This is a genomic window from Prosthecobacter sp., from assembly GCF_044227185.1.
Classification (GTDB): domain Bacteria; phylum Verrucomicrobiota; class Verrucomicrobiia; order Verrucomicrobiales; family Verrucomicrobiaceae; genus Prosthecobacter.
The window spans coordinates 200,473-218,423 of sequence record NZ_JBGAFO010000013.1; the positions used below are offsets into that span (position 1 = coordinate 200,473).

At 63.9% G+C, this 17,951-nt stretch carries 16 protein-coding genes and 1 pseudogene; 12 read left to right on the forward strand and 5 right to left on the reverse strand.

Annotation, left to right across the window (positions count from 1 at the left end):
• Position 1 precedes the first annotated feature (1 nt).
• On the reverse strand, positions 2-1,438 hold the full coding sequence (locus tag ACILSQ_RS26315; RefSeq protein ID WP_395746670.1) for a tetratricopeptide repeat protein: 1,437 nt from the start codon (positions 1,436-1,438) through the stop codon (positions 2-4).
• A 366-nt stretch (positions 1,439-1,804) separates the two neighbouring features.
• Here ACILSQ_RS26315 and ACILSQ_RS26320 point away from each other — a divergent pair, with 366 nt between their 5' ends.
• The 3 genes from ACILSQ_RS26320 (at position 1,805) to ACILSQ_RS26330 (ending at position 5,303) form a co-directional block, all read left to right on the forward strand.
• Positions 1,805-3,220, forward strand: a complete 1,416-nt coding sequence (locus tag ACILSQ_RS26320) for a DUF1552 domain-containing protein (protein WP_395746671.1) — start codon at positions 1,805-1,807, stop codon at positions 3,218-3,220.
• Between the two features lie 397 nt (positions 3,221-3,617).
• Positions 3,618-4,046: a hypothetical protein gene (locus ACILSQ_RS26325; protein ID WP_395746672.1), complete on the forward strand. Its 429-nt coding sequence runs from the start codon at positions 3,618-3,620 to the stop codon at positions 4,044-4,046.
• 261 nt (positions 4,047-4,307) lie between these two features.
• The gene (locus ACILSQ_RS26330; RefSeq protein WP_395746673.1) at positions 4,308-5,303 is read left to right on the forward strand and encodes a metallophosphoesterase; all 996 of its coding nucleotides are present in this window, start codon (positions 4,308-4,310) and stop codon (positions 5,301-5,303) included.
• Positions 5,304-5,377: 74 nt separating this feature from the next.
• On the opposite strand, the gene ACILSQ_RS26335 is transcribed toward ACILSQ_RS26330, so the two are convergent.
• The gene (locus ACILSQ_RS26335; protein ID WP_395746674.1) at positions 5,378-5,815 is read right to left on the reverse strand and encodes a hypothetical protein; all 438 of its coding nucleotides are present in this window, start codon (positions 5,813-5,815) and stop codon (positions 5,378-5,380) included.
• A 274-nt stretch (positions 5,816-6,089) separates the two neighbouring features.
• On the opposite strand from ACILSQ_RS26335, the gene ACILSQ_RS26340 reads away from it, so the two are divergent.
• The 3 genes from ACILSQ_RS26340 to ACILSQ_RS26350 all read left to right on the forward strand — a co-directional run bounded on the left by ACILSQ_RS26340 (position 6,090) and on the right by ACILSQ_RS26350 (position 8,143).
• On the forward strand, positions 6,090-6,542 hold the full coding sequence (locus ACILSQ_RS26340; protein ID WP_395746675.1) for a DUF2846 domain-containing protein: 453 nt from the start codon (positions 6,090-6,092) through the stop codon (positions 6,540-6,542).
• A gap of 324 nt (positions 6,543-6,866) precedes the next feature.
• Positions 6,867-7,517 (forward strand): XAC2610-related protein, encoded by a 651-nt coding sequence (locus ACILSQ_RS26345; RefSeq protein ID WP_395746676.1) that lies wholly within the window; start codon positions 6,867-6,869, stop codon positions 7,515-7,517.
• Between the two features lie 305 nt (positions 7,518-7,822).
• Positions 7,823-8,143, forward strand: a complete 321-nt coding sequence (locus ACILSQ_RS26350; RefSeq protein ID WP_395746677.1) for a hypothetical protein — start codon at positions 7,823-7,825, stop codon at positions 8,141-8,143.
• Positions 8,144-8,388: 245 nt separating this feature from the next.
• Here ACILSQ_RS26350 and ACILSQ_RS26355 read toward each other — a convergent pair whose 3' ends face one another.
• A complete protein-coding gene (locus ACILSQ_RS26355) occupies positions 8,389-8,763 on the reverse strand; it encodes a hypothetical protein (protein ID WP_395746678.1) in 375 nt (124 codons plus the stop codon).
• Between the two features lie 255 nt (positions 8,764-9,018).
• Between ACILSQ_RS26355 and ACILSQ_RS26360 the strand changes: the two genes are divergently transcribed.
• The gene (locus ACILSQ_RS26360; protein ID WP_395746679.1) at positions 9,019-9,312 is read left to right on the forward strand and encodes a hypothetical protein; all 294 of its coding nucleotides are present in this window, start codon (positions 9,019-9,021) and stop codon (positions 9,310-9,312) included.
• Positions 9,313-9,400: 88 nt separating this feature from the next.
• Here ACILSQ_RS26360 and ACILSQ_RS26365 read toward each other — a convergent pair whose 3' ends face one another.
• Positions 9,401-9,805: a hypothetical protein gene (locus tag ACILSQ_RS26365; protein WP_395746680.1), complete on the reverse strand. Its 405-nt coding sequence runs from the start codon at positions 9,803-9,805 to the stop codon at positions 9,401-9,403.
• 59 nt (positions 9,806-9,864) lie between these two features.
• Between ACILSQ_RS26365 and ACILSQ_RS26370 the strand changes: the two are divergent.
• The 5 genes and pseudogenes from ACILSQ_RS26370 to ACILSQ_RS26390 form a co-directional block, all read left to right on the forward strand.
• Positions 9,865-9,942: pseudogene (locus ACILSQ_RS26370) on the forward strand (phosphotransferase); the annotation flags it as partial.
• 225 nt (positions 9,943-10,167) lie between these two features.
• On the forward strand, positions 10,168-12,471 hold the full coding sequence (locus ACILSQ_RS26375) for a peptidoglycan D,D-transpeptidase FtsI family protein (RefSeq protein ID WP_395746681.1): 2,304 nt from the start codon (positions 10,168-10,170) through the stop codon (positions 12,469-12,471).
• A 258-nt stretch (positions 12,472-12,729) separates the two neighbouring features.
• Positions 12,730-14,817 carry a transglycosylase domain-containing protein gene (locus tag ACILSQ_RS26380; protein WP_395746682.1) on the forward strand — a complete coding sequence of 696 codons (2,088 nt, stop codon included), beginning with the start codon at positions 12,730-12,732 and terminating at the stop codon, positions 14,815-14,817.
• A gap of 1,097 nt (positions 14,818-15,914) precedes the next feature.
• Complete coding sequence (locus tag ACILSQ_RS26385; protein ID WP_395746683.1) at positions 15,915-16,748, forward strand: hypothetical protein; 834 nt, start codon at positions 15,915-15,917, stop codon at positions 16,746-16,748.
• 536 nt (positions 16,749-17,284) lie between these two features.
• Positions 17,285-17,572, forward strand: a complete 288-nt coding sequence (locus tag ACILSQ_RS26390) for a hypothetical protein (RefSeq protein ID WP_395746684.1) — start codon at positions 17,285-17,287, stop codon at positions 17,570-17,572.
• Between the two features lie 247 nt (positions 17,573-17,819).
• On the opposite strand, the gene ACILSQ_RS26395 is transcribed toward ACILSQ_RS26390, so the two are convergent.
• The coding region (locus ACILSQ_RS26395) for an IS4 family transposase (RefSeq protein ID WP_395746685.1) at positions 17,820-17,951 on the reverse strand (132 nt) is incomplete at its 5' end.

Below are 17,951 nucleotides of genomic sequence, written 5' to 3' on the forward strand. Positions count from 1 at the left end.
GTCAGGCCTTGTCTGTGAGCTGGGTGAGGTGCTTGACCAGCTTCGCGGCGGTGCGGGTGGTCGGGTGGTCTTTGCCCAGTGTCTTGAGGTAGCCGGCGCGGGCGCGTCTGGCGTAGGTCAGGGCCTCGGCCATTTTGTCCTGCTCCATCAGGCACAGGGCCAGGCTGTAGCAGGTGCTGAGGGTGTCCAGGTGCTCGGCGCCGAACGCGTGCTCATAGAGCGGCAGCACCTGCAGGAATTCCTGCTCTGCCTCGGCGTGCTTTTCCATGCCTGACAAAACACGGGCCAGCGCGATGCGGGACCACAGCGTTCTTTCAGACTCGGGCCCATGCATGCGCGCCTGCATGGGGATCACCAGACGGAGCTGCTTTTCCGCCTGCTCGTATTTGCTGCTGTAGAACCAGACTTCGGCCAGGGTGGACTGGATGTTCACCAGGTTGGGATGCTCCGGGCCGTAAACTCGTGTCGTCACCGGCAGCAGCTTCTGCAGGTGGGCTTCCGCCTCATCCCACTTTTCCTCACGGCACAGGATCGCCCCCAGGGTGGCGCGGTCATTCAAAGTCTGCCAGGACTCCGCGCCGAGCACGCGTGTCTCCGTGGTGATGAGGGCGCGGCATTTTTCCTCGGCCTCCCGGTATTTCTCCTGGAGGAACAAGGTATTGGTGATGTCAGACTCACAGCGCAGGGTGATGCGGCTCTCCGCACCCACCACGCGGGTGACCAGCGGCAGGAGCTCCTGCAGCAGCGTTTCCGCCTCTGCGTGGCTGCTTCGCTGGATGAGGATCTCCGCCAGGAGCAGGCGCGTCTCCAGGGTGTCCCTGCTTTCAGCCCCGAGTGAGCGCGTGCAAACGGGCAGCACCTGGCGGGCTTCTTCTTCAGCGGCCGCCAGATTTCCCTGGCTGAGCAGCGCCGCAGCCAGGCGCCTCCGTGAGCTGACCGTCTCCAGATCCTCCGGCCCCAGCACGCGGGTCTGGAGGGCGATCAAAGCTGGCAGCTTCTCCACCGCCTGCGCATAGCGGCCCTGGCTGCCTGCAGCGCCGATGAGGGCGGACTGGCAGCGCAGCGTTTCGCGGTCTTCCGCGCCACAGATGCGTGTGACCACCGGCAGCAGGGCCTGCAGCTGCTTCTCCGCCTCCGCCTCGCGCACCTGTTTGCGGAGGATCTCCGCCAGCAGGATGCGCGCCTGCAGCGTCTCCCGGGCCTCCGCACCCTGGGCCTGCGTGCGCGCCTTCACCAGAGCCTGCGCGGCGGTTTCTGCTTCGGCGTACTTTTCCGCCGTCTTCAGCGCCATGACGGCGGCGTAATCTGGCGGTGGTGCGGCTTTCTCCTCCGCATGCGCATTTCCGCCGCCCAGCGCGGCACTCAGCACGAGCAGGGCCAGGGAGCATGCGGCGGCGCATGCACGGACGTGGGCGGATGAAAACAGCGAAGAATGCATGAAAAGAACCCCGCACGGAACAGGTGCCGGGATTAAAAGAAAGGCAGGAACGAAAGGCAAGCCACAAAGCCTGAGAGAAGCCCTGAGCGCCCGGCCCCATGCACCCTCCGCGCCATTCGGTCATGTATCTCCAGAGCATCCGTTAGCCCTGGGCGGGCTCACGCTGCCCACCGCGGAGTGGTCCGCACTCTCCGAGTGCGGTTCCCGGCAGCCTCGCACTGATTCACTGGCTACTAGCCACTGATTCAACGCATGATCCTCGCGATAGAATCGAGGACGAGTTCGAGTAGGAGTACGAGGACGATTTCCGCGCTCCGCATACGTCATTCCTCATTCATCATTCTGATTTCGTCATTCCGCATCCCCATGATCCGCACACCTCTCATCTCCCGCCGCACCTGCCTGCGCGGCTTTGGCGCCACGCTGGCTCTGCCGCTGCTCGAAGTCATGGGCTGGGCGGAGACGGCGAAGAAAGGCGCTGCGGCAGCGGCAGCCGGCGCTGCAAAGCCGCCGGTGCGCATCGGCTTCATGTACATGCCGCATGGGGTCATCATGGATCAGTTCTGGCCGGCCACGGCGGAGAGCTTTCTCACCGCGCCGCCGCCGGCGCTGGAGAGCCTGCGCCCCATTTTGAGCGAGTGCCTCATGATGAAAGGCATCGGAGGAATCCCCATTGCGCCGTTCAATGGCGCGCCGCATGCGCTGGAGCTCAGCACCTGGCTCACCGCGCAGCTGCCGGACGCGCGCCAGCGCAACCGCATCAACATTTCCATCTCTGCCGATCAAATCGCCGCCAACTACATCGGCGCGCTCACCGCGCTGCCCTCGCTGGAGCTGGCCACCATGCCGCAGACGCACAAGGAGAACCAGGAAGGGCTCAATGAAGGCTACTACTCGCACTGCAGCTTTCGCTCACCCACGCAGGCCATGCCCGCGGAGATCAATCCGCGCAGCGTGCTGAACCGCCTCTTCAATCAGGGCGGCACTGCTGCGGGCGCCGTCGCCTCACCTGCCGCGCAGAAGGCGCAGGCGCTGGACCGCAGCATGCTGGACCTCGTCATCACCGGCGCCAAAGACTTGAGAAAGCAGCTCCCGCAGGACGATCAGCACAAGCTGGATGAGTACCTCGACAGCGTGCGCGCCGTGGAGCGCCGCATCGCCGCCATCGAGTTCCGGCAGAAGGAGGCCGCGCTGGAAAAATCCGGCCTGGCCCCCAGCCGCCACCGCGGCAGCGACTCACCGCCCATCGAGATCAAGATCCCCGTGGGCGACAAGCGCAGCGAGTACATGCAGGTGATGTGCGATCTCAACGTGCTCGCTTTTCAGACCGACACCACGCGTGTGAGCACCTACATCGGCTCCACACCGAACGGCGTCTCGTATCCCGAGCTCGGCTTCAAGGACGAGCACCACTCGCAGACGCACCACAACAACCAGGCGGACAAAGTGGGCAAGGTGGCCGCCATCACCAAGTTCAACATCGACCAGTTTGCCTACATGGTGAAGAAGATGCACAGCCTGAAGGAAGGCGGCGGCACCCTGCTGGACAACTGCCTCATGCTCTGGGGCTCCGGCCTGGAGGATGGGAACAAGCACAGCCGCGAAAACCTCCCCTTCATCCTCGCCGGAAAAGCCGGCGGCACGGTGAAGACCGGCCGCTTCCTCCCCGACACCAAGGGAAACCAGGGAGACCTCCTCACCACCATGCTCTCCTGCATCGGCGTCCCGCTGGACAAGCCCATCGGGATTGCGACGAAGCAGATCGGGGAGATGAAGGTGTAAGCAATCGGAGTGACAGGTTTCAGGTTTAAAGTTTAAAGTTTAAAGTTGGTGGAGCAGGGGAAGCGCTCCGGTTCTTCGCATTGTAGTAGCGGCTTTTGCCGGCTCTGGTGAGGCCCGTTTCGGGTTCTGTGTGTTCCTCAAAGCGCAGCCCTATCACCGCACGATCAAGTCATGCTCTTGTTTGCTGGGGTATATCAGTGACTGCCATCGCACTTCGGTGTGTATGAGAACCACCTAGTTCCTTGTTCGCATCACTTAGGCGGGGGGGGGTACCTAGGTACCACGTTCATATGAACACCTTGGTACCGACTTTGGTTTTCCCAACTCCGAGCACCTCACATATATATAATACCGCTTGCCAGGTTGTGTCCGAGGGGTATATACCCCTCAGCAACCCATGGATACAGATTTCGCCAGCGAAAATTATGCAGCCACCAAGGCGGCCATTAAGGCCAAGATGGAAGATTTGGCACGCAAGCTGGAGGTCCTCGCGAAATACGAGGCGTTGAAGCAGGAGGTGGCTGCGATTCAGTCAGAGTTAGGGGGCGGCGCGTCTCCTGAGAAAAACTCTTCGCAGTCTTTGTTCACGGTCGATTTCGCTTCGCTCAAAAAAGCAGCAGCAGCAGCGAGGGTGATTTTGGACAATGGGGAGGGGGTGTCGCTTCCGTCTTTATTCCAAGAAATGAAAAAAAGAGGGCATCCTGTAAAAAATGCAAATTCGTTGAGGGCGATGCTTGTGAGGGAAAAGGACGAGAAGGGAACTTTCACGAACGCCAATGCTCTCTGGGATCTCACGCAGAAAGGGAGGGCCTCTTATGGCGGCTAAATTTTCCAGTGCCCGCGCAGGCCGTGGTGTAGGACAGAAAGCACAACGCCTTGAAGGTGGCTCTTCAAGGCGGAGGGCGCGAGTGCAAGTCTCGTAGGACGCGCAATAGCGGATGCTGGATAAGAAGCGCACTCGGTGGCGAAAGCTGCCGAGTGCGTAACTTTTTATTAACGGTTAGAAAATGTGGCTGTCAAGGGCGGACGACTTGGGGGAATGAAGTACGCTTGAGGACGTTTTTACTGTACCCATTGTCTCCGTACCATGACCACCACCACCCGCCGCCGTTTCCTTCGTCAGACTTTTGCTTTCAGCGCTTTGTCCTCGGCCACATGGCCGGGGCATTCCAGCGCGGCGGCCGCGGCAGTGCCTGCACCCGGTGCGATTGCGGAGGCGCAGCACCTCCTCGCCATCGGTGATTGGGGCGCTGACCGCAGTCTGGACCGGCAGCGGGCGGTCGCGCAGGCCATGCAGTCTTACACCAGGGACAAGGCGCTCCGCACTTCCGCGCTGCTGATGCTCGGGGACAACTTCTACGGGCCCTTTGAAGGCGGGGTGAGCTGCCCGCGCTGGCGCACGCAGTTTGAAGAGATGTACCCGCGCAGCGCCTTTGACTGCCCCTGCTACGCCATGCTGGGAAATCATGATTACCACGAGGAGCCTGCGAGCAAGCCGGACGATCAGCTAGCCTACGCGGCGAAGGGCGGCACGCGCTGGACTCTGCCCGCGAAGTGGTACCGCTTTGACCTTCCGTCCGCCACCTTCCTGGTGCTGGACAGCAACTACCGCAAACCGCAGAAGGGCAAAGGCGGGCTCAAGGAGGAGGAAAAGGCCGCGCAGCTCGCCTGGCTGAAGGCCGAGCTGGCACGTCCGCGCACCACGCCCTTTCTCATCGTCCTCGCGCATCACCCGCTGTACTCGAACGGCGTGCATGGAGACAGCAGCACGCTCATCGAGGCCTGGGAGCCGCTCTTCCGCCAGCATGGCGTCCATCTTTATCTGTGCGGGCACGACCACGACCTGCAGCACCTGGAGCTCGACTCGCATCCCACCTCCTTTGTGGTGTCAGGAGCCGGCGGCACCGGCCTTACGGACATCCAGAAGGATCCGAAAAAACGCGGGCGCTTCAGCCAGAAAGTGCAGGGCTTCACCCATCTGGAGCTGAGCCCGCAAAGGCTCACGCTGCGCCATGTGGACACCGATGGCCAAGTGCTGCACGCCTTCAGCAAAACGCCCGAGGGCAAAGTGGTGATTCTGTAAGGAGCTCGGGCGCCGCAGCCCTATGGCGGAAGCAAGGGCTGACGCGCCGAGGAAACTCGTGCTGCCGCCGCTGTTCATGGCGCACTGGCGCGCAGAGTGCGCAGGCGGCGCCATTCGTCTGGCAGGTCGTAGGGCCGCCCGCGCCACAGCCACAGCACCACGCAGCCGATGCCGGCGCATAGGTCGTCCAAAATCCAGCCAAAAAGCAAAGGTCCCAGGGTAGCGATGGCATCGACGCCCAGACGATCTGAGGATGCACCCCGCAGGCAATTCAAAATGCGGGGAGCGGCCAGGGCTTGCGCATGAAGGGTGACCCAGGGCTTGCTCGTTCCTCGCGGCGCCCTGGGCTGGACTCCATCGCCCCTTTGGGGCTGAAGCGAAGAGAATAGACCCGTATTTAACAATGCGTGGTATGACTTCCCACCTGGCGGACTGTGCGCGTATGCCCAGGCGTTGAAATAGTTGAAATAGTTGAAACGGTTGAAGTTTCGGCGCTGCCCTTCGTCATCCATGATGGCATTTTGTACAGCGGAAGCATTCCAAGACGCCAAATTCTACTCCTCATGCTCAGGCGCTCCATTCATGCGCAGGCCCTGGGGGGCGGCGGTCTTCTGCTTCTGGCTTTCCACCTCCGGGTCCCCGTTTGGGGCGGCTGCATCACTTGTGCTCCGTTGCGCGGTTCTTGATCCGGGATGGGGATGCCGCGCGGACGTTTATTGCAGGTGAAGGCCGGTCCTTTTATGACTCCGCAGTGTCAGGCAGCCAAAAGAAACGAAGGAGACAGCCATGAAACATCTGAAGCTCGCAGCCATTGCCCTTTGCAGCCTTCTCCTGGCGAATTGTGCCTCCGTGCCGATGGCCTCCGCGGCGGCCGATGCCGAGGGCAAGCAGTTCTCGCCCCAGCGTGGAAGGGCCAGCATTTACGTGGCGCGCGGCCTGGGTGTCGGCTCGGCGCTGGTATTTCAGACCATTCTGGACGGGCGCGTCACCGGCGCACTCGCGGCCAACACGTATCAACTCCTCAGCGTTCCGCCCGGCCAGCACACGATCATCGTCACCTCGGCGGAGAATGTGCAGCAGACGACCCTGACCGTTCAGCCTGGCAGGAACTACTTTCTTGAGGTGAGTGTCAGCATGGGGTGGGTCAAAGGACGCGCCAATATTCAAAGCATCTCAGACGCGGAGGGCCGGCGCAGGGTGCTGGGCTCACAGCGCGCCGCCGCCAACACCTACCAGTAGGTTTTTCCGGGTGTCGTTTCAGCCCTTTCACGGGCTCTTTTTCAACCCCGGAGGACACGGAAAACCCTAGAGGAGATGAGGGGAGGATTCAAACGGGAGGTGCGAATGGAAGGCGCAGACTATGGATCCCGGAATGGGCGCTGGAAACCAAGGAAGACACGGAGCCAAAACTCAAAGCGGAACCCAAATTTCCGTGTATTCCGCGCATTCCGTGGTTGATCTTTGCTGGAAACGTCTGGGCTGCTACGCGGCATTGAGTGTTGAGTGCTGTTCTCTGTTCTCTGTTCTCTGTTCTCGGTTCTCTGTTCTCGGTTCTCGGTTTTTATGAGGCGCCTTCTCCCTTTTCTCGTCCTGCTGTTTCCGGTTGCACTCGGTGCCGCGGGGGAGGCCGCGCCGGCGGATTTCACCTTCCGCGTACGGCGGGCGAATGCCACGATCCATCTGGAGACGGATGGCGGGCCGTTGGTGCGGCGGCTGGTCATTTCGTTTTCGGCGTTTCACCTGCCCGCGCAGGTGATTGAGTGCGAAGGCGGCGCGGAGAACAGCATGGACATCGATCCCGCGCACCCCGACCGCGTCTTTGAATCCGCCGACTACGATGAGGATGGCTACAACGACTTCAGCGTTCTCGATGCCTCCGGCACGGCCGTGAATCACATCCGGCACTTCTTCTTCTACCATCCCGGCAGGCATCAGTTTGTGAGGCGGCGCGACTTTGATGAGAGCGGCGTGGCGGACTACGATCCCAGCACCGGCATCTTCTCCAGGTACTGGCGCGGCGGGCCTACGGCTGGCGGCGCGAGCTATCGCTTCCAGCACGGGCGCCTGGTGCTCCTGCGCACCGTGCAGAAGGCGGGCGCGGAAAGTTTTCGCGACATCCTGCCGCATGCCTCGGAGCTGGACACGTACATCGTCACCACCGTCTATCTTCCTGGCGGGCGCATCCGGCGCTTTTACAGCCGCGAGGGGCCGTGAGGTGGCACATTCACCCGCCTCGCTGCGGCTCCTCGGCGTGGTGGGGTTTGCCACCGGGTGGGGGAGGGCTCGGGGCTGGCGGGTGTCTGCCACCTGCTGCGGGCTCGGAGGGCCCGCGCTCCATGGGGCTGCGGCGTGCCGTGCGTGAGGCGGTGATCAGACTGGGGTGCGGCAGCGAGGGGCCACGCCCGCTTTTTCACCGTGCACTTCGCGCCGTCCGATGTTCAATGACGGGCGTTTCTTTTTTTCGCACGGCTTTGTTCCTCCACCTTTTTCACGATCCCCCCGGTTCTTTTTGTTTCCTCATGCTCTTTCAGCAGCCAGCCGCCATCGGCCGTGTCATCGGCCTTGCTCTTTGTGTCATCAGCACGTGGATCTCCGGGAAGGAGACGCTGGAGATCCTGGGGAAGGCGATGCACCGCTCGTTGTGGAAGATCACGGCGGACTTCGGATTCCTGGCGCTGATCGCCTTCTCGCTCACGATCCTGGGCGAATGGCTGTGGTCCTTTGAGGAAGGCTGGGAGCGCCTGCAGCGCGGCCTGCGGATTTTGCAGGCCGGCATTCTCGTCGGTGGTTTCGCGCTGGCGCTGATCATGTGCGTCGAGCATGCGTTCAAGGTCATTTAAGGCGGCGTTTGAAAACCGGAGGATGCATGGCGGGTCCGGCGTGTTTGGGAGCGCGGGCCGTCCGAGCCCGCAGCATTTCGCAATGCCGGGCGGCCACGCAGAGCCTAGGCGCGCACTGCCGCCCTGCGCACTGGCGCGCGCCGTCCTGAATGCTCGTGTTTGCGACCTGACGGGAGCTGGGAGTGATCTTGCAGGTGTCTGCCGGGCCGCGCGCCCGGGGCGTCCTTTGCAGCCGCGCTGCACGCTCATTCATCTCCCATCAGCCACTCCAGCGCCTCATGCTCATCGGCAAAGACGTTGGCGGCCATGCCGGCGTTCGCGGCCACGGTCACGCCGAACTTGCGGTTGTCCAGCATCTGCAGGGGCACCGCCACCGCCATGCGCACCAGGCCGCCGGACACGCGCGCCCATTCGCGGATGAAGGCGTAGCGCGCGGCCAGGCCCGGAGTTTTCACGCCTGTCACCTCCGTCATCGCCACCAGCAGGCGGTGCATGCCTGTGGCGCGTGCAAAGACGATGGCATCGGTGATGAGATCCACCACTTCGGCCAGCACCATGCTGCCGCGCAGGCGTAAAACGGCATGGTCCTCGGCCTGCTCGAAATGAGGCGGTGCGTGCATGGTCGCCTGGAGAGATAAGCCGCAGGCGGTCGCATGCAAACGCCATTTAAAAAACTCACACCGGTCATTTTACCTCAAGTAAGCCATATCTTTATAATAGGATGAGCCAAATAGAGATAATCCATCGGCCTAGTGCATGCGATTCTGATTCGCATGAAACGCATGGCAACTGCCGCCGCACATCAAACTGTGGCGGGCATGACAACCCTCTATTGGACAGCCTCTCAACGCGCGCGGAGGGCTGCGGCCTGAGCCATGCCATCTGCCTATCTTCAGTCTCTGCAAAAAGCCATCGAAGCCGCGCACGGGTGTCCTTGCGAGCATCAGACCACAGGTTACATCCATGAAGAAATGGATGGTGAAACCCTGTGGAAAGGAGCGGTGGACACCTTCGCGCTCCACGGTCACCCCACAGCCACCAAGGCCTATGCCTGGAGCTGGAAGGACGAGGACGGTGGGAACCGCCACGTGGCCATTTTGAATCTTCCACCGGTGCATTCTCCGCGCACCGCCGTGCAGCAGGCCATCGCCACCGGGCAGCTTCGCTGAGTCCTGGCGCTTGTTCTTCTTTCTTCGGTTTGCCGCCTGCATGCCGGTGCAGGCTCCGCGCGCGCCGTCTTCCGGATGCGCGCCGGGCTCATTGGTCGCTGGCGTCTTCTTCCTCCAGCTCCTCGCGTTCCATGAGCTTTTCTTCGTCCTCCTCAATGGCGCGCAGTTCTTCCTCGGCTTCATCGGCGCCTTCTTCGGTGAGGATTTCGGGATACGTGGCCTCATCTTCGGGGGGCTGCGGGGGTACGCGGTAGCCGGACTCCTGCGCAGGGGCGTCCCAGGTTTCCAGCTCCGCCAGGCGCGGGGAGACGATCTCCGGCGGCAGCGGCAGATTGCCCAGTTCGTCCTCGGCCAGCAGCGGCTTGGCGTCCGGGTCTTCGAGCACGGTGGGGCGTGGTGTTTCGCGGTCCTGCGCGGTGGCCGGGCGGTCTGCCGCGGGGGCGGAGGAGTCTGCGGCGGTGGCCTCGCGCTGGGGTGATGACGTGGTTTTCATGCTGAGGGTCCTTTTTCAATGGCATCGCGGCAGGGCAGGGGCGTGCGTCTATGATTTTGATGCTGGATGCTGGATGCTGGATGCTGGATGCTGGATGCTGGATGCTAGATGCTGGATGCTGGATGCTGGATGCTGGATGGTGGATGGTGGATGGTGGATGGTGGATGCTGGCGAGTGGGGGTGCAGGGGGCGGGCTCGGGGGCGGGCTCGGGGGACTGGGGCCGGGGCGCTGCTGGGGTGAATATTCAGATTGAACCTCTCTTGTGTCTGCCGCGTCCAAATCTGGCTTTTCGCGCGATATACAGCGGCAGCCGGATTCGCTGGCAGTCTGCTGTCGTTCGCGGTATTCTCATTTCATTCCTGTGCCTGTGATTTCTCCCACGTCGTCCGCCCCTCGTGCAGCACTCACCCGTGCCGGAGGGCGCGCGTGTGCTGGCTCCCACTCCCGCTTCCGCTTCAGCACTGGCAGCGCCGCCTGGCGGCTGCGGCTGCGGCTGCGGCTGCGGCTCAGCGCGCTGGGCGCGGCCCTTCTGGCCTCCGCCCCGGTTTTTGCTGACCCCGCCGAGGAGCCGGCGGCGAAGATCCTGCGCAGCGAGGTGGTGCCCACGCCGCCCGGCGCGGCGAAGACCGCGGCACCGCAGGCCGTGCCCGGCGCCACGCCTGCGCACAAAGATAAAACTCCCGCACACAGCGGCAAAACGGCAGCCGGCCACCAGAGCAAAACATCCTCTGCCGAACACGAAGGCAAAGCCTCCGGCGAACACGAAAAACATAAAACGCCCGCGCACGCCGCGCCTGCGGCGGTGTTTGTGCCCGGCGCGGGCTCCCGCACGGATGTGAAGCCTTTTTACTTCGCCATCCCCGCGCCACGCGGGCAGATCCTGGACCGCAAAGGGCGGCCGCTGGCGCAGAATGGGCTGGTGCGCAGGCTGCAGTTCACCGTGCCGGCTGACCAGCGCGCCACGCTGGAGTCCTACACCGCCTGGCTGCAGCAGGAGATCGCCGCCGTGCAGGCGGACCTGCCCGCCGCGCGCATGCCGGACGCGGATTTTTTAAAGCGCCACTATGAGAGCCGCCGCGAGCTGCCCATCACCGTGAGCGATGCGCTGGCGCAGGAGATCCCGGTGGACCCGAAGAAGCACCCGCATGCCAGCGTGCGCAGCGAGTACGTGCGCCACTACCCGCACGGCGCCATGGCCGCGCACATCCTGGGCTACGTCTCGTCAGACGGGCCGCCGCCCTCCGGCCCCATCCTGCGCAGCGAGCCCCTGTGGCAGCGCACCCGCGGCGCCTCCGGCCTGGAGGCCGCCTTCAACAAGCAGCTCACCGGCACGGATGGCACGCTGTGCCTGATGATGGCAGATGCTGGTAGCGTGGCGTATGAGCAGGTCTTCACCCCGCCCGCCGCCGGGCGCGATGTGGTGACCACGCTGAATCTGGACACCCAGCGCAGCGCGGAAAATGCGCTGGCCCACTCCGGCCGCCGCTGCGCCATGGTCATCGTGGACGCCTACACCGGGGACATCCGCGCCATGGCCAGCTTCCCGCACTACGATCCCAACGCCTTCGCCGGCGGCATCTCGGACGCGGATTTCACCAAGCTCACGCAGGACATCAACGGCCCGCTGTTTGACCGCGCGCTGCTGGGCACCTACCCGCCCGGCTCCGTGTTCAAGCCCCTCGTCGTCATGGCAGGCCTGCGCGCCGGCACGGTGGATGCCGCGCGGGAGTTTGAGTGCGGCCCCTCGCTGATGATCGACGGCCGCGAATTCGACAACTGGTCCAAGGACGACCACGGCTGGTTCAATGCGCGCGCCGCGCTCATCCGCTCCTGCAACACGTACTTCTACCAGTCCGCCATGACCACGCGGGACCGGCCCATCCTCTACATGGCGCATGAGTTTGGCCTGGGCAGCGCGCCCGTGCTGCCGCTGAGGACGGCGGGCGGCCTGCTGCCGCAGAGCGCGCCCTCAAACCACGACCTGGCAAATCTCTCCATCGGCCAGGGCGTCACGGAGGCCTCGCCGCTGCAGGTGGCCATGATGATGGCCACGCTGGCGAACGGCTCCTGCCGGCCGCGCCCGCGCCTCGTCATGCAGACGCAGTCGCAGACCGGCCAGCTCGGAGATGTGAGCATGCCCTGCCGGGAGACGCTCATGCCCGTGAGCCAGATGGACCTGGACACCGTGCGCAGCGGCATGTTTGGCGTGGTGAACCATGTGAACGGCACCGGCAGGGCCGCGCGCCTGAAAAAAGTGCCCGTCTTTGGCAAGACCGGCACCGCCCAGTGGGTGCTGCGCGGCGCGAAGGCAAACGTGGTGTGGTTCGCCGGATTTGTGGGCACCAATCCACCGCTGGCCTTTGCCGTGATGGTGGAGGGAAACGCCGGCGAAGGCGGCCTCTCCGGCGGCGGCACCGCCGCACCCATCGTGGCCAAAGTGCTGCACGACATCCAGGACAAGCCTACCGCGCACGGCGTGAACTACGATCCGCTGAACGTGGAGGAGGAGAACGATCCGCTCACGCCCGACATCATGAATCTCCCGCCGCCCGGTTATTACTACGGCGGCCCGCCCTCGCCCGGAGACTACTACGGCGGCCGCCCGCCCCCGCCGCAGTACCGTGACAATTCCGTCGGCGGCTTTTTCCACCGCTTGTTCCGATGACTCCTCCTCCTCCTACTCCTCCTCTTCCTCCCTTTCTCAGGGAGTAGGAGGAAGAGTAGGAGGAGGAGGAAGAGTTCTCCCAATCGTCCTCGTCCTCCTACTCGAACTCGTCCCCGATCACTGAGCCCCGCCGACACCCCAGTTCCCGCACCAAAAAATCCTCCTCTTCCTCCTACTCCTCCTCTTCCTCCCTTTCTCCCTTTCTCAGGGAGTAGGAGGAAGAGTAAGAGGAGGAGGAAGATTACAATCTCCCCGCCAATGCTCCCGCGCCTTCTGCTCCTCCTCTCACACGTCCGCGCACGCTATGGCCGGCTTCCCCGCTGGCTGCGTTTCATGGGCGGAGTCTGCGCGGTGTTCGCGTTCATCGGCCTTCTCGCATTCGGGCTGGTGTGGCATCACTACGCCAGCCTCGCCGCCACGTTTGACATGTCCGCGCTGAACCGCGGGCAGAATGAAACCCTCATCGTGGATGCGAAGGGCGAGCCCATCGGCAGCGCGAGCGAAATCGAGCGCGAGCTCGTCACTATCGAGGACGTGCCCACCACGCTGACGGATGCCATCATCGCCACGGAGGATGCGCGCTTCTTTTCCCACCATGGGTATGACGTCATCGGCCTCACGCGCGCCGCGGTGAAAAACTTCACCGCCAAGGGCATCCGCCAGGGCGGCAGCACCATCACCCAGCAGCTCGCGCGCAATGCCTTTGGCCTGCAGGGGCGCAGCTATGAGCGCAAGCTCACGGAAATCTTTCTGGCCATGCGCATCGAGCGCGAATGCACGAAGGAGCAGATCCTCACCTATTACCTGAACCGCATCTACCTCGGCACCGGCTGCAGCGGCGTGGGCGCGGCGGCGCGCTGCTACTTTGGCAAGGATGTGCACGACCTCACGCTGGTGGAGTCCGCCACGCTCGCCGGCATCATCAAGGCCCCGGTCTCCTACTCCCCCATCACCCAGCCTGCGCTGGCCAGACAGAAGCGTGACCTCTCCCTGCAGCGCATGGTGGAGACGAAGAGCATCACCCAGGCCGAGGCGGACGCCGCCAAAGCGCAGCCGCTGGTGACGCGGCATGACAAGGCCCGCGTGCGCACCGGCTACATGCTCGCCGCCGCGCGCAGCGAGTTTCAGCGCCTGGGCCTGAAGCCCGGCACGCCGCCGGAGATGACGATGACCCTGCGCCTGACCTGGCAGCACAAGCTCGATGCCCTGGTGCGCCAGCATCTGGAGCACCTGGCTCCTGAGGACAAGGCGCTGCAGGGCGCCGTCATCGTGCTGGACAATCACTCCGGCGCCATCCTGGCCATGCAGGGCGGGCGTGATTTCACCACCAGCCCCTTCAACCGCGCGCTGGAGGGCGTGCGCCCGCCCGGCACCTCCTTTCTCCCGCTCGTGTATGCCGCCGCGCTCACCGCGCAGCCAGACGTCACTGACGCGCCGCAGATCGACGGCCCGCTGGACAACAAGCAGGCGATGATCGGCGGGCTCACCGGCACGCTGGGGGAATGGGGTGCTGAGGGCGAGCCCGTGGCCTACACCGGCGGCACCATCACGCCCATGGAGTCTCTTTTGGAAAACCGCACTGCGGCCACCGTGCGCATGGCCTACCAGGTGGGGCTGGATCCTTTGCGCACCGCGCTGAACCGCTGCGCCTTCACCACCCCGCTGCGCACGGAGGCCGCCTTTGCCCTGGGGCAGAGCCCGCTGCGGCTCATTGAGTTTGCGCGCGCCTTCACCGCCATCGCCAATGACGGCCGCCTCTGCGCCACGCCGCACCTGCTTCTCGCCCCCTCGGTGCGCAGCACGGAGGTCTTTGCCCCCGCCGCCGTCTCCCATGTGCGGGAGACCCTGATCTCCGGGATGGAGCGCCCCGAGTACCGCAAGCCCCTGCTGGCCCACGGCCTCGCGAATAAAAGCATCGCCGGGTACGGCGGCATCACGTATGACCGCACGGACGCGTGGTTCATCGGCGCGGATCGCGCGCTCACCTGCCTGGTGTGGATCGGGCATGACAAAGACCAGCCCATCAGCGCCAAGAGCACCGCCACGGCTGCCACCGTCACCGCTGCCACCGCCGCGCTGCCGCTGTGGTCCGCCGTGTTTGCCATGGTCACTGAGGGCAAGCCCCGCGGCTGGGACAGCAAAGCCCCCGCCTCCCCGCTGCTGGCCGCGCCGCCCCGCGCCCTCTTTGTGGAGGGGGAGGCCCGCATCGTCCCCGTCACCCCGCTTTCCACTGTCGTCGTCGGCCACGATCCCTACCAAAGCGCCAGCGCCCCCGGCGCCGTGCCCGCCGCCGTGCCGGTTCCCCAGGAAGCCGTGATCCCCAAGGCGATTCCGGTGACGCGGTAGCCTTCATCTTCAGCTTCGTCCTCGTTCTCGAACTCGTCCTCGTCCTCGTCCTCGTCCTCGATCACGCTGCGCCGCGCGCAGGAAAAATGCCGAATGACGAATGCAGCTCGCAGCATGCAGCATGCAGCATGCAGCGCGCGGAAAGCAGAGCACGAAGCCGCTCGAAAAAAACACAGCGCTCCCGCGTGACGAGCGCGCGGAGTGGTCCGCACTCTCCGAGTGCGGTGTCCCCCACCAGTCTTCTCCCACGCCAGGAGTGCGGCAAGAGCACCAGGCACATCTCGCGCAGCGAGAAGACGACTCTTCCTCTTCCTCCTACTCCTCCTCTTCCTCCCTTTTCCGGGAGTATAGCGTTTTCCAAACCGGATTTCCGTTCAGCGGCGCGTGGAGACGTTCGGCGGAGGCTGGAGGACCAGCCTCCCTACCTCGCTGCAGGCATGCGAGTGCCCGGCGCAGGTAGGGGTAGGGCTGGCTGTCCTCAGCCAGCCGCCGTTGAAGCCCATGATCCGCGATCAAGAAACAGCCCGCTCAACGGAAATGAGTTTTGCGAACCGCTATATATAGCGCCGCGCCCTGCGCCGCCGCCGCGCGCCGTCCTGAATGCTCGTGTTTGCGACCTGACGGGAGGTGGGAGTGGTTTTGCAGGTGTCTGCGACCTGCTGCGGGCTCGGAGGCCCGCGCTCCTGGGGGCTTCTTCTTTTGCGGGGTGGTGGGACGCTCGAAGGCGGTGATTATAGCGTTTTCCAAACCGGATTTTTGGTCAGCGGCGCGTGGAGACGTTCGGCGGAGGCTGGAGGACCAGCCTCCCCGCCTCGCTGCAGGCATGCGAGTGCCCAGCGCCGGTAGGGCTGGCTGTCCTCAGCCAGCCGTCGTCGAAGCCCATGATCCGCGATCAAGAAACAGCCCGCTCAATGGAAATGAGTTTTGCGAACCGCTATAAGAGTAAAAGAGGAGGAGGAAGAGCCGCGCCACAGGGCCCGCCGCCCCATCACCCCATCACCCCATCACCCCGCCTGAAGCTACCCTTACCTTTCGCTAAGGCCGCTGCTCATTGTCCCTCCGCCGTCCGTTCGGGAGAGTGTTCACCTCAACCGACGATGAAACACATCCACATTCACCTCCGCCCCCTCCCGCTTCTCGCAGCTTTGGCTGTGGCCTCCCTCACGCAGCAGCTTCATGCCGGCGCTCCTGTGCCGGGCATCGCCGCCGCCGCCGCCGAACCCGCCGTGTCCGGCATCAATGGCAAGCTCGACGCCGACTACGGCGCCATCAACCGCAGCTCCACCCGCGGTGTGGCGGGCACGATCTCCGTGCCGCTGGGCCAGCGCTTTGGCGCGCAGTTTGACGGCCTCTACCAGCACGGCTTCTCCACGAATATCTTCGGCGTCGGCACCCACCTCTTCACGCGAGATCCCGGCAAGGGCCTCCTCGGCCTGGCCTTCAGCGGCATGACCAGCCAGAAGTTCACCGACGTCATCGTCGGCATGGAAGGCGAGTACTACTTCAAGAAAGTCACGCTCGGCCTCGTGGCCGGCTACGACAACTACAACTCCCGCGTGCCCACCACCTTTCCGGGGCTGGCCACGCACCAGAGCTTTGCCGCCGCGCGCGTGTATGCCGCCATCTACCCCATGGACAATCTCATGGTGCGCCTGGAGTACCAGAACCGCTTCAACCACAACTTCTACGTCGCGCACGTGGAGTGGCAGACGCCCATCAACGGCGTGGCCCTCTACGCCGACGCCGGCGTGGGCGAGCACAGCTACGCCCACCTCATCGGCGGCGTGCGCATCTACTTCGGCGGCAGCAAGCCCCTCAAGGACCGCCACCGCAAGGACGACCCGAGCAACGTGAACTCCACCTTCATCGGCACCAACAGCGGCGGCTCCACCGACACCGCCGCCCCCGCGCCGGTCAAGCTGCCGGACTGATTGATCTGCGATTGCGACCTCGACCTCGAGCTCGTTTTTGTTTTTGTTTTCGTCCGTTCCGGTTTGGGTGTCGCTGTCGATTCCAACACTCGTTTTCCAAACCGGGACTTCCTCATCTAAAACCCCCGCCCGGCAGGCCACTCCTGCCGGGCTTTTTTCGTCCTGCTCCGCTGACGCCGCAGGCGCAGAAAGTAGTCCTCCTCGCTCCGCGAGAGGACCCAGCGCTCACGCAGCGTCGAAGCATGCACAGACTACCGAGCGCCCGAAGTGCGGCGGAGCGCTGGGCACATCTCGCGGAGCGAGATGGCTACTTTGGCGGCTTTGCCGCTCCAAGACCAAGCGTGAAGCCCTTTCGAAAAAACATCCCTGTCGGCTTTAACGCATCAAATGAGATTATGGGCTCCAGCACATAAAATGAATGTTTTTTAGGAAGCACCACGGCGGAACTCGCGGATCACTCGACGGCCAAACCTCCCCCGCCTTCATTTTAATAACTGTTTATTTGAACAGTCATCGAAACGTGCCACACTGCGCCCATGCACCCCAGTCCCCACGATCTCGCTGAAATGGCCGCTGCAATCGAAGGCACCCAGGTGGCCGCGCGGCAGTGGCTGCAGGCCGGTTTTTCGCCTGGAGACGCCGCTGCCTATGTCAGGGCGGGGTGCTTCGATGTGGACCGCACGGACGAGCTGCGCCGGGCCCGCATCGCCCCCAGCCACATCGCCGCGCTGGGGCTCGGCTGGGATTTCTGCGCGGGGAAAGTCCCCCTCTCAGAGCTTCTGCCGGACACCCGTGCCGCGGCAGCGGCACCCACGCTGTGGTGATGCGATCCCTGCCGTGGCGTGCCCTGCTGCCAGGCCGTGTTTGAAAATCAGCTGAACGACCGCACCCCACACAGTCCGTAGAGCGCGGGCCTCCGAGCCCGCAGCAGGTGGCAAGCATTCTGCGTGAAATCGTTCACACCAGCAGCCCTTAACGGAAAAACACGCGGCAGCATCCAGAGTAGAGGCGGAAGGGAAAGCACGGCGTTTCTCCTGCTTCGCGGAGTGCTGCGGGCTCGGAGGCTGATCTTTACCCATAAGTTTGCCGGGGCCGAAGCCTGCGCCAGACATCGGTGATCATGTCGAGCTTGTTGAGTCCCTGCCATAGCACCTGAGCTCCTGGGTGGCCGTCGCCCTTGCGTCCCAGATGTCCACCGAGACG